We start from the raw sequence: 11,995 nt of genomic DNA on the forward strand, positions 1-11,995 counted from the left end.
ATGGCCCACGTCAAATTCCTGCCATGGGGCCACGTACCGACGTTCAGTAAGCCGTTCGACAATCATGAGACGTTCCCTTCTCCCAGCTGTGCACCTTCGTACTGGGCGAAGGGAAGGGCACCTCTATACGGGGTCGAGTTGTCCGAGCTGAGACGCACCATCGCTCGCTGTCACAGCCCGATCAGCGGCACAACAACATCTGTCAACCACCGACCTCTTTGCTTCTCAACCACATCAAACGCGATAAGGACACAGGAGACCAGAACTAAAACCGATCATTTACCGAACACAAACCGAACAACAGACCTATACGCTGCGGCTTGGATTCCGATACACTAAACAGCTAATCTGGCACGCCAACTCCCTTTGGACGTATATGCCGCAACAACGAAGACTTCTTAGCGCGCGACGGAAAGCACGCGGATTCACTCAAGAAAGCCTCGGAGCCCGTCTCAGGGTGGCCTCTGTGACTGTCAGGCGCTGGGAGTCAGGCACGGCCAGTCCCCAGCCGGACAAGCGTCATCCACTGGCGACGGCGCTCGGGGTTTCGATGGACGAACTCGATGTTCTACTAGAGACAAACCCGCAGGCGAACTCCTCTGTAGCGCCTGAGGTAACCTCAGCTTCGGCAAGCAGAGAGGGTGCCCCAGTGAATAGACGTGATTTTCTCGCTGCTGGCGTTGGCTTCAGCTCAAGCTTTGTAGGGCTTGCGCACGACGACTCGGCCCAAAGTAATGATCGATCCAATGTCATTGAGATCGTTCGGGACCTCACGGTCACCTACTCCGCTCACGAGCAGCGCCACGGCGGCGGGAACCAAGCACGCGTCGCGGTCGAACACTACCTACAAACACAGGTAGCACCGCAGCTAGCCTCCGCAAGCTCTTCGGCTCGCCAGGACATGTTCCGAGCAGTAGCGGAGTTGCTATACGTCATCGGTTGGATGAGCTACGACGCCTCGGAACACGCCGTGGCAGATCGGTACCTGACATCAGCGGCAAGAATGGCCCACGAAGCTGGAGACGGGCCGCTTGAAGCGCATATCTTGCGGGCCATGGCACATCAAGCCATCGATTTGGGAGACCGCACGCGAGCGCTTGGCCTTGCGCGGCGCTCCATGACACCAGGTCGCTATGGTCGTGCGTGCCCACGGGAACGCGCACTTATTCAAGTCATTTACGCGCGAGCATTGATCGCCAACGACGAACACACAGCGGCGGCGCGCACGCTGCTTCATGCCGAGTCTGACCTTAGAAACGCTAGCCCATCTCAGGAGGAACCACAGAGGGTGTTCTTCTTCGGCGAAGCTTCCCTGTCCCATGAGACGGCGTGCGGGCTACGTGACATGGGGGACTTTACAGGTGCAGCAAAGCACTTCGCGCATTCCGTACGCACCCGAAACGCCGAAAGGTTTACCCGAACCCATGCACTTACCCTCGGCCTACAAGCAGACGTCGAGTTCCGTCGTGGAAATGTCGAAGAAGCATTCTCAATGTGGAACACATCGCTCGACAGCATGCACGGAATTCGATCAGGACGCACAAGAAACGTTGCAAGCAACATTCTCACCACGTTGAACTCGCAACCCACAATCAAATACCCAGGCAGCTCGGAACTCGCCGAACGTGCGGACCTCTACCTATCCCTTCCCCACTAAGGAGAATCTAGTAATGGAACAGTTCACGGTTGAGCCGGTTGGCTACGTCGTTGGAGGCCGAGTTAAACCAACAGATGACCACTGGGGAGGCACCGAAGCAATAATTCGGATCGACAGCACTCGCTTCCCAGTCGAATCCACCAAAAACCTGGACACATTCTCTCACCTAGAAATCATATTCCACTTCCACCTAACAGACCAGAACGACCTCAATCGCGGCGCAAGGAGCCCACGCGACAACCCAGAATGGCCGGAGGTGGGCGTCTTCGGGCATCGCCATATGCGGAGGCAGAACTGGCTAGGCGTCTCACGCTGCAAGCTCCTCAAAGTCGACGGACTCGACATCTACGTACAAGACCTTGACGCCGTGGACGGCAGCCCAGTCATCGACATCAAACCCTGGTTCAAGGAAATGGGCCCACGCGGCGAAGTATCGCAACCAAGCTGGGTATCAGAAATGTTGGGAAAATACTATTAGTTACTTCACCCGTGAAGGACTAGCGAATACACGGGGTAGTCAAAAACTCAGCTCCATGAGCACTCTTTAGGCAGGTGCAGTTAATCTTCACCTTGGGGCTTATGCAAAAGGAGACCTCGGTATCCTCGTCAGCTCTTTACTTATGCACATTCAAAGCCGCAATACTCGCATCTGCGAGAGCGAGGTCCGAGCAGCCCAGCTCATTCCGGAGCTCATTGGCATACTTTTCAAGGACTGTTTCTGGTCGATAGAGAGAACAATCGACTGGAATAAATCTCAACAGCCTTTACAAGTCAATAATATCCACGAATACGCTTTAGTTCCCCATAAAAGCAGGATTCCATGCTACCTGCACACCGAAGCGAGAGATCAACAATTGACGCTCAAGAAATGAATAGTCTACATAATTTACGGTGCCCTAGGCGAGATACGACACAGACCTACACGCCCCCGACCCGGCACGACTCCAACCCACGCCTGGATTCACCATCGAATGCACTTACGACCGAAACGGACACCAAATGCTGCCAAAGGCTACACCCGGATAGACCACCACTGATCGATGTTGGGACCCACGAGCGATAGGCCGAGGCTACTCAAAGTAGATGAGTAGCCTCGGCCGTGCTCGCCCGTCTCTGATCACGGCCACCGCCCTCATCCTCAGTAACGCCTGCAACGGACGGGAATGCCTACACGTATCCACCCTGAGATCACTGCCAACAAACACAGCAACGAACATTCAACACAAAGAAGCAGGCCAATAGGTAAGCGTCGCCACTGCATCATTGCCCACTGATCGTGTATGTCAAAGGATGCACGATTGGATTAGCAGCAATTTGGGCTCAGATCTCTAAACTAAAGCTTCAAAGCCTCTTTTACAGTTCTCTGTCTACGAGATAGAAGGAAGCCGCCAACGCTGTCTGGAGGAGCATCGCTGTACGCTGACGTTGCGGTTCCGTTGCCCAAAGGTGTGCGTGCGCGTTCCTCTGGTTGAAGCCGAGGTTTGGTTCCTTGCCAGTTTCGGTGTCGCTGACTGGATGGCTCGCCAGCAGGAGCATCATCTCGGCCCAGGAGGGTGGGAAGTCAGTCTTCGTCAGATCCTTGATGAGATCGTCGGTCGACTTTCCGCCCGCCCTCTCGATCTTCGTGGAATCAAAGCTGGGAGCCTTTCTGATTGGAACTTCGTTGGCTCGGAGAATCTCACGAGCCAGGCCATCAATCACGAGCGATGCCCAGTGGTCAGCGCTCCAGGCCTGCTCTGTGGAACCACTCCAGTAGTCCAGCAAGGCTTGGACGAGGTCTTCGGTGTAGTCGTGGAGCCGATTCACCGACAGCTTAGGAAGTAGCTGCTTGAGATCGTCGCGTGTAGGTTGGAACGCCCGGTGGACGGCATCGAGTTGATCAGCGAGCGGCAGTCCGAAGACATCGATTCCGAGGAGCCAGTTGCGTTGCTGTTCTACTACATCAACACGGTCTTGCGGTACTCGAAACTCGGTGTGTCCGTGGGGATTCTGGTATTCGGTCGGAAGGCGCAGGATGCCCTCGGGCATCTCGGGCTTCGGAGCGTACTCGGCTGGAGTTTTATCCCAGACGATCAACCTGAGCGCTGCGGCCAATGATGTTGCCCGCTCGATCTGGTCGGCCAGCTGCTGTCCATAGCGTGTGAGAACTTCCCCGAGTCCAGGCAGCTCCATTCGTATTGTCTCAAGGGGTATCTGCTCCTGAGCGACCTCGTGGCGAAAGCGAACGCGGTCATAGGTGTCATGCGTCTTGAGGTTCATCTGCTGGCACTCTTGAAGCAACCACGAAAGCGACCCAACCTGCTTGGCCGGCTCGCAAGTTGCGATCTGCTGGAGCCGCCGTTCGACATACCGAATGGCGAGGGTTTCGATGTCATCAGCAGAAGCGCCCTTGCGCACCTTCTCCCACTCCCAGCGTTCCTTCATAATCTCCGCCTTGTGTTCCGGGCTCGGCCAGCGGATTTCTGCCTGTTCAAACCAGGTAAGTACCAGGTCGTGGTGTCCAGCCGGCTTGCGCACCTTGAGGGCCGAAATGAGGCTGAGGACGTGGAGAGGCTCGGTGGCCCCAGGGTCGTTCAACAGCTGCTCGATGATCTCGCCCGCGACATCGACGACCTGCTCGAAGCTCTTGTTCTGGCCCGTGGACACAGCAAGTTCGGCTGCGTTCCGTACCATCTGAACGACAGGTATGAGATGTGGCAGCGGCACGAGCGAAGGAGAGAAGGTGTGCCGCTTCGGATGCTGCTGTATCTTCCGCACGCCGTCGAGGTAATCGTCAATTGCGCCGATGGCAAGCTCCCACTCACGGCCTGGCTTCTCCAAGGAGCTGAGCCAGATATGCCTCAAGAGCGCCCGGAACTCTGGGCGATTCAACCTGGACGCCCAGTCTTTCACTCGGTGGAGTGCCGCCGAGTCAGCGTCCTCGGGCACTTGTGGTGTGTCTTGCCCAGCAAGCGAGGCCGATACGAGATCAAGGGCAGCAGCCGCATCTGGGTCGGCCCCAGACCGATTCACCCCTAGTAGCATGCTTGAGGACAGCTCTATCGGTGGAAAGACCATCACCGGAGGTAGATCATCGATCACGGCAATTAGAGTGATTTCATCCATAACGTCAGCTTAGGGTCACCCCTAAGGGTTTTTCACGAGCGACCCAGTGATCTCGAACTCTGCAGACGGGAAGGCGCTTCGCTTCTGGACCGGACGTCAAGAGACCCGAGTAGGTGCACGAAGACAAGGGTTTCACGGTGGGCCAGGCATCGTGCCTATCTTGGCATCTTCGCTCACGGCTGTCATCGCGGACATGCGTCCGCCACTCGCCCAGTCGAGCGACAACTGCCTAGTTCTGATCAACACATACGGCAGCAACTACCTTCTCCACCGCATCGTGCTTGAAACCAACACCGGTGTGATGAGGTGGCCAAGACGGTGCGGAGTTCGGTGTCTCACGGACTTCGATCTGGACCTCGAAGGGCCGCATGGCCCTCAGACCCTGGCTCATCTAGTCCGTCAGAAAATCCACCTCGTCCTCGACGGGCACTCCGCCCACCGCGCCAACAGAGTCCCCGAATGGGTCACCAAGCGATCCGACCGGCTCAGACTGCGCTGACCTGCCCACCTGGGCCCCGCACCTCAACCCGGCAAGCTCCTCCACACGGTCTCAAGCGGCACATGGCCAGCCAAGTCAACAAGGACCACCGCCAGATAAAGCGAGCGGTCCAATCATTCTGCGACCGAGTCCAGAAACGAACCAGTCATGCCCTCGCCTACTTCCTGGCACCCCACACCGCATACGTTCAACCATCAAGTAGCGCGTCGGTAGCTTGCACATCTAAGCCACGAACCGTGCATCTAGTACTTGAACGTGAAAATTGTCGTATCTGAATCAGTGCAAACTACATCACTTCAATGGCTTAGTTGCCAGATTTTCACGGCAAGGAAGACACGCGCCTAAGCGCCTTAACACAATTCGTAACATTCCAATAACTCCATGCAATCGCCAGGGCTTGCGGGCAATGTTAGTAGACTAGTTTGCCCATGAAGCTGCCTACTTCTTACGGCCCCCTTTATGTCATACATGCGTGATACAACAGAGCGATGGTTAAGAAGCGTGACAAGAACCTCCCAACCAAGGTGCTCTCAACAGCGGCAGCAGCACCCCTGCCAATGTGGCACAAACCGAACGATGAGACATCTGAGCTTATACGGATTGCCGGCAACTTCGAGTCATATTTTGACTCCACGGAAAGTACTCAGATCTACTACCAGCCACCTCAGACTGACCAGACTACCGTCGAAAACACATGCAATTATGCTGTCGATCTCTCCTCAATCTACAAAATGCTTGACGCAATAGAGGACGGGAAAACTACTTCATCAGATTTGAAGCAGCAACTCGCAGCAGTTATCAGTGGTTCCTATCCTCTAAGCAGATGCTGCCCACAATGTGACAACATCTTTGAAGAGCACGCTGACGCAGTCAAAAGGCACAAAGCTGAGCTTGACAGGCGCGAACGCATCAGAAATGAACGAGCGGCACACGACTACCTACTTGAAATTAGGCACAGTTATCTTAGTGCTCAAGTGATAGTCCATACCGGCATCTGCACGAATGTTGACATTAAAGATCCTACTGCCCCTATGGAGCGACATAAATACGGCAGCGACCGCTACCATCAACAAGTTCAAGTTTACGACCCCAACGCCCTCCAAGAATATGACTTGATATCGCGCTCAGAGCTCCAAGAACGATTTTCTCCGTTCATTGAGTGTTACCACAATACGAGAGGGTCAACAGTATTCAATTCCTTCCTTAGCGTGCACTTTTGCCCAAAGTGCGCGCCAGATGGAAGGTCTACCCGCGAAAATCCCACTGAGCTCTTTTATCCATACTGCTGGAGCTGGAAGAGGCCGCGTTGCCAAATATCCATACACACAGATTCTGGCCATGTCAAGTCAATGAAGGCATGGCACGGCGGCAGTTGCGCCATCTGTGGCGTGAAGCCGGAGAAGCTCGACCTCGACCATGACCATGATTCGGGCCTTATCAGAGGTTTTCTATGCCGCTCTTGCAATGCGCGTGAGGCTAGATCGCAAGATGAGGTCTTTGTTCGCTATAGGCATCGGAACCCGGCTTCAATCTTGGGCCTAAAAATAGTCTACTCTAAGTCAATAAGTAGGCACACCCAATACCCTAGGCCTTCATACGGCATCTCACGATGCAAGCCCAGATTTGAGTTAACAGCCACTGAAAGGCCAAGAGTTGGGTCATCGAATTCACTATTCGATATGCCTCTTTATTGCACTCTAGGCGAGACGCACAACAGACCTCACGCCCCGGCACGACTGCGATCCACGCCTGGACTCATCATCCGGTGCACTTACGACCGAAACGGTCACAAGGTTATGGCTAGCACGAAGGCAGGATAAACTACGCTGGGCCAATGTCGAGACCCACACGCTGTAGGCGAGGGTTGGCTCACGGGCCGGTGAGCCAACCCTCGCCTACAGCAATTTCGCACCTGACGGGTGGACGCATGGAATCAGGGCACCATCTGGGCGCGCTTCGTGGCCTGTCTCGCAGGTACGGCACAAGTCTCGCCGTCAGTCCACGCGCTAGGGTTACAGCTGATCGGCATACTGTGTCGGAGCCACCCTCTATCCTGGCTTGACCGGTCAGGACCAAGATTCACGGGGGCCAGATGCTGAGCACGAACTGTAGACGCTCTACTATCGCTTCTGTGACAGATGCTCCGTGCGTACCCAAAATCAGCCCAGCTGCTAGCAGTTCCACTGGTCTCCAAGCGTTCGAGGTTGCCGAGTTTTTTGCAGGTATCGGTCTGGCGCGGCTTGGACTTGAGAACGCTGGCTTTCGTGTGACCTGGGCCAACGATATCGAGCGGGCTAAGTGGGAGATGTACCTTCGCCAGTTCGGTGACGCTGCGCAAGGTGATTTTCACCTCGGAGACATCACTGATGTTCGTGGAACTGACATCCCGGAAGGCACTTCACTAGCTTGGGCTTCATTCCCCTGCACAGACCTTTCTCTTGCAGGTGGACGAGGCGGGCTTGCGGGCAAGCAATCGGGGACGTTCTGGCAACTAGTACGAGTTCTCAAAGAGATCGACTACTCTCGCCCGGCAATTGTCGCCTTGGAGAATGTGAACGGGCTCGCCACCAGCCACAAAGGGGCCGACTTGAGCGCCGCAATCTCGGCCCTCAATCAACTCGGATACTCCGTCGATATCATGACCATCGACGCGCGGAGATTCGTCCCTCAATCGAGACCACGTCTGTTCATAGTGGCTGTCCAACACGACGTTCTGAGTGCAGCGATCTCTGCTGGCCTTCCCCTTCGTCCTACTCATACTGGGCCACAGCCGTTTTGCGTTACTGAATCTCAAACTCGCCCTAAGTGGCTTAGCGGATTCTTTGAGAACCAAGATCTCGAAACCCATCGCTTCGACCTCCGGGACCTACCTCCGCTACTCGATGGAGGTCTTACAACACAGGCTGAAGAGATGAGGTTGAGTGACGAGCGTTGGTGGAGCGAAGAGCGGATAGTCAGATTTGTCGCTGAACTCTCCGATGTGCAGAAGGCACGGCTTGACGACCTGACTATGAACGCACGTAGTCCGATCTATCGCAGTGCATACAGGAGAACTCGTAAGGGAAAGCCTGCCTGGGAGATCCGAGCGGATGACATCGCTGGCTGCCTACGAACTGCCCGCGGAGGCTCGTCAAAACAAGCTATAGTGCGAATCCAACGCGGTTCTCCCCTGCGAGCCCGCTGGATGACCCCAATCGAGTACGCCCGGCTCATGGGTGCGTCTAGTTACGTCATCAGTGACATTCGAAAGAATCAAGCCCTGTTCGGTTTTGGTGACGCAGTGTGTGTACCTGTAGTAGAGTGGTTGGGCCACAACTACTTTCGCCCCATCTTGGCAATAGCGTCCGCTGGCACCGTCAGCTCAGCCCCGTGAGGAAACCATACAATTGACATCACCAGCACCCTCTGGCCCCAACGATGTTGAAGTCTTCCGTCAGCTCGTAACAGAGATCGAGGGGTGGTATGAGGATCAACGGAAGTCCGACGGTCGCGTCGACCCAAACGTGATGTGCGCCGGAGTCTACGCCGCCGATCACCTTTCAAGAGCCTTCCCATTGACCGAAAACGACTATCGCACCAAGTCTCAGGTGAAGGGGGCCAGCGGGAGCCGCATCAAGAAACTTCTCGCCGCGCACGGCGAAGAAAGAGTGTTTCTTCGTGAAGGCGGCCGGACCTCCAGAGGAACAGTTACCCTTGTGGCAAGTCTGGCAAATCTGATCAACGATTGCTTGAGCAAGCACTACTCAACAGACCCAAACGATCAAGCACGAGCTTATATCGCATGGTCACTTCAAGAATGGTTCGTAAACAAAATTCAAGTCGACTTCTTCGACAAAGAACGTCTACAAGTCGAAATCGATCCGCAACTACCGGTAGCGGCTGCGGTTGCAGCCATGATTGAAGCTGGACGTGTTCGCGGTGGCAACGCAGCCGGAGCAGTAGCACAACACCTTGTCGGGGCAAAACTCGAACTTCGATTCCCTGACATCACGATCAACAATGAAAGCTACACAACGGCTGACCAGCAAACCAACAGAGCCGGTGACTTCCAAGTAGGAGACACGGGAATCCACGTCACCACGAGTCCAAGCCAAGCTCTATTCACCACAAGATGCGCCAAAAACCTCACCGACGGCTACCGCCCGAGAGTGCTCGTCCCTGACGACAAAGTCGCTGCAGCAGAACAACTTCGCGAACTCGCAGGACTTGGCCGTCAAGTCGCCGTCCAAGCTATCGAAGACTTCGTTGGAACCAATATCGAAGAAATAGCACAGTTTACGTCGGCCGGCGTAAAATCTGGACTCCGCCAACTGTTGGAAACCTACAACACGAGAGTCAACAAAGTAGAAGTTGACAAATCGCTAATGATCGAAGCACCACAAAATCTATAGAAGAGATTGAAGGCTGCTAGATGGCCGAAGTGCAATTTCCGCTATATAGGACCTATATTGCTGCTAGGACTGAAGCAAACAATGCCATGACGGCCATGCTTGCCGGCTCTCGGCTCGCGGCACACACTCTGCAACTCACGACCGGGTCTAAACGAACATTGTCCGAGTTGTTCCCGACTGTAGAACACATTCGCCGACTCAACTTGCGTAGCGACCGTGCCCGCTCACTGCTAGACAACGCGGACCATCATCTTGCATCTGTAGCACTACCCTACGCTCTTGCGACACACGAGCACTTTGTCCTCTCAAGCATCGAATTGCTTAGAGATGATGGGGTTGCAATTGGTTGCAAGGCAAGCGAACTCAAAGCCTGGAGTATGCATGAGACCTTGTTCGAGGCTGCAGGACATCCAATGCCCGAAAAATGGCTAGAAATTTTCCATCTTCTACGCAAGATGAGAAACTGCATTATCCATGCCGGGGGATACAGCCAACCCGCCCTTGACAACCATATTCAAGGAATGAGCGAAGAGTCTATAGAAGAGTGGCAAGAACTCAATGATCAGCTTCATAGCGGGGTTGTCCAATCTAACCGAGTGATACTAACTGCTGAACACATTCTGACAGGATTTGCAGTCACCAAACGGCTAGGACGTGAGGTCAACAGTGCTCTCGTACGTAAGTTGAATAAGAGCTCATGGGCACGTATAGCCGTCGAAGACTTTCAGGACACGACCTCGAAAGTGAAAAACTCACCAAACTGGCGTCGTGCCCTAAACGGATACACGCGACAATACTACAGTCCGATTGAATTGTCTGACGCTGATCTCGAAAGTGCGTCACGTAAATCAGGGAATTGGAGTATAGAAAGCTGGGGCTAAATAGCCCGATAAGCAAGAAAAATGGGCGCTCTATCCTATTGAGCTACATCCAGCGTTGCTGGAGCCGGGACTCGAACCCGGGTTACCCAGTTCTGTGAAAATCCTGGTCATGAACCACCAGAAGCCGATGCTTCAGATCTCCTAGCCCCATGCTACCACAATTTGCTTCACTCACCCATCGCCGACAAAAAGGCGACGCAGGTCACTTCCATAACGACCTCCGAGTGAGGGCAGCGGAATCGAACCAAGCGCAATAAAGGCAACCAGAGTGCCTAGCCATTAGAGTGCCCTAGGTGGGATTCGAACCCACACTGTACGGATTTTGAGGCCGTCTTCTCTGCCAGTTGGAATACTAGGGCCAGTGCTTGTACCGCGTTAGATCTTACCGCGTCCTCGATTGACAGACCACGACGCCCCCTCCTGTCGCCCACCGCAGGTCAAGGCCGAGCCTCGCGCTGAGGGCACCAGATAGCCACTGTCCACATATTCCGATAGTAGGCAAGGTCACTTTCGGCGAAGCGATGCTCCAGAATTTCTCGCGGCCTCGGCAGCACCCCCAGGAGAAGGCCCTTGCGGGGCTGCCTTAATAGCTACTACATGTCGTGAATCCACACGTATGTTCGTATTTTGCGCCGCATGACCTACAACTGGGTCCTAGGTTTTTGTCGGAAACCCGACAACCGATGGTGCGCCTGTTGCGATAATTCCCAGATGAACGAATTTCACTCTCAGCACGGCCTGAGTCCTCCCAGAGGGGTACCGCAACCACCCATCGTCGAACCGATGCACCATCGTCTACCTCCGAAACCACCACCGGCAACCGGCATGGGCCCGCATATGCCCTTCATTGGCATGGGAGCCGCCGCCTTGTTGCTACTGGGTTTCGCAGTCGGAACCGGCATCGGCAAGCAACCCGACAGGGCTGCTGTGACCACCGAATTCATTGAGGTTGACGTCGAACGTATCGTCACAGTCGATCCGGCGGAAGAACGCCTGGCCGAAATCGAGCAACACCAGGAGGACCTGTTGGAGCTCCAGAACGAGCTCGACAGTCGGCAAGCAGAGCTCGACCAGCGGGAGGATGAGCTCAATGAGCTCGAAGAGTCACTTCCAGGCACCGACACCGACACCGACACCGACACCGACACCGACACCGACACCGACACCGACACATCGATGATTCCCGGCGACGGGATCTATGTCGTCGGAGACGAAGTAGCGCCAGGAACCTACGAGGCGCAAGGCAACGGGAGGCTATGCTACTTTGCCCGGCTCTCCTCGCCCAACTCCACCGACGTCATCTCCAGTCACTTCGGTACAGCTTCCGTTTCAGTCCAGATTGAACCAAGCGACTACGCCTTTGAATCCTCCGGCTGCGGGGAATGGGCCGGTCAACAACACGACTAGTCGGCTCTCTGCCGAAAGAGAATCGCCCGCTGAGAAGCTGGTATCGCCCTCAGTG

At 55.0% G+C, this 11,995-nt stretch carries 9 protein-coding genes and 1 tRNA gene; 8 read left to right on the plus strand and 2 right to left on the minus strand.

The features are described 5' to 3' along the window. Positions 1–376 precede the first annotated feature (376 nt). Positions 377–1,657 (plus strand): helix-turn-helix domain-containing protein, encoded by a 1,281-nt coding sequence (locus tag JQS30_RS09015; RefSeq protein WP_213169961.1) that lies wholly within the window; start codon positions 377–379, stop codon positions 1,655–1,657. A gap of 13 nt (positions 1,658–1,670) precedes the next feature. After that, complete coding sequence (locus tag JQS30_RS09020) at positions 1,671–2,135, plus strand: SAM-dependent methyltransferase (protein ID WP_213169962.1); 465 nt, start codon at positions 1,671–1,673, stop codon at positions 2,133–2,135. An 875-nt stretch (positions 2,136–3,010) separates the two neighbouring features. On the opposite strand, the gene JQS30_RS09025 is transcribed toward JQS30_RS09020, so the two are convergent. Then, positions 3,011–4,762, minus strand: coding sequence for a hypothetical protein (locus JQS30_RS09025; RefSeq protein ID WP_213169963.1), 1,752 nt, complete (start codon positions 4,760–4,762; stop codon positions 3,011–3,013). Positions 4,763–4,922: 160 nt separating this feature from the next. Here JQS30_RS09025 and JQS30_RS09030 point away from each other — a divergent pair, with 160 nt between their 5' ends. The 5 genes from JQS30_RS09030 (at position 4,923) to JQS30_RS09050 (ending at position 10,533) form a co-directional block, all read left to right on the plus strand. After that, positions 4,923–5,261 (plus strand): hypothetical protein, encoded by a 339-nt coding sequence (locus JQS30_RS09030; protein ID WP_213169964.1) that lies wholly within the window; start codon positions 4,923–4,925, stop codon positions 5,259–5,261. 1,349 nt (positions 5,262–6,610) lie between these two features. After that, the gene (locus JQS30_RS17825) at positions 6,611–7,081 is read left to right on the plus strand and encodes an endonuclease domain-containing protein (protein WP_425498863.1); all 471 of its coding nucleotides are present in this window, start codon (positions 6,611–6,613) and stop codon (positions 7,079–7,081) included. Positions 7,082–7,353: 272 nt separating this feature from the next. Next, entirely contained in the window at positions 7,354–8,634 is a 1,281-nt protein-coding gene (locus JQS30_RS17685) for a DNA cytosine methyltransferase (protein ID WP_343076132.1), read from the plus strand. 13 nt (positions 8,635–8,647) lie between these two features. Next, positions 8,648–9,652, plus strand: a complete 1,005-nt coding sequence (locus JQS30_RS09045; protein WP_213169967.1) for a DUF4928 family protein — start codon at positions 8,648–8,650, stop codon at positions 9,650–9,652. Between the two features lie 20 nt (positions 9,653–9,672). Beyond that, positions 9,673–10,533: a hypothetical protein gene (locus JQS30_RS09050; RefSeq protein WP_213169968.1), complete on the plus strand. Its 861-nt coding sequence runs from the start codon at positions 9,673–9,675 to the stop codon at positions 10,531–10,533. 285 nt (positions 10,534–10,818) lie between these two features. Here JQS30_RS09050 and JQS30_RS09055 read toward each other — a convergent pair. Further along, positions 10,819–10,892 (minus strand) — tRNA-Leu (locus JQS30_RS09055). A 352-nt stretch (positions 10,893–11,244) separates the two neighbouring features. On the opposite strand from JQS30_RS09055, the gene JQS30_RS09060 reads away from it, so the two are divergent. Then, a complete protein-coding gene (locus JQS30_RS09060) occupies positions 11,245–11,940 on the plus strand; it encodes an Rv1352/Rv1906c domain-containing protein (RefSeq protein ID WP_213169969.1) in 696 nt (231 codons plus the stop codon). The last annotated feature ends 55 nt before the right edge of the window (positions 11,941–11,995 follow it).

It is taken from the genome of Natronoglycomyces albus, assembly GCF_016925535.1.
Lineage (GTDB): Bacteria > Actinomycetota > Actinomycetes > Mycobacteriales > Micromonosporaceae > Natronoglycomyces > Natronoglycomyces albus.

Bases quoted from the DNA above. Each gene is read 5' to 3' on its own strand.
- JQS30_RS09025 (WP_213169963.1), bottom strand. From the start codon at position 4,762: ATGGATGAAATCACTCTAATTGCCGTGATCGATGATCTACCTCCGGTG.
- JQS30_RS09020 (WP_213169962.1), top strand. From the start codon at position 1,671: ATGGAACAGTTCACGGTTGAGCCGGTTGGCTACGTCGTTGGAGGCCGA.
- JQS30_RS17685 (WP_343076132.1), top strand. From the start codon at position 7,354: ATGCTGAGCACGAACTGTAGACGCTCTACTATCGCTTCTGTGACAGAT.
- JQS30_RS09060 (WP_213169969.1), top strand. From the start codon at position 11,245: ATGAACGAATTTCACTCTCAGCACGGCCTGAGTCCTCCCAGAGGGGTA.
- JQS30_RS09050 (WP_213169968.1), top strand. From the start codon at position 9,673: ATGGCCGAAGTGCAATTTCCGCTATATAGGACCTATATTGCTGCTAGG.
- JQS30_RS09015 (WP_213169961.1), top strand. From the start codon at position 377: ATGCCGCAACAACGAAGACTTCTTAGCGCGCGACGGAAAGCACGCGGA.
- JQS30_RS17825 (WP_425498863.1), top strand. From the start codon at position 6,611: ATGAAGGCATGGCACGGCGGCAGTTGCGCCATCTGTGGCGTGAAGCCG.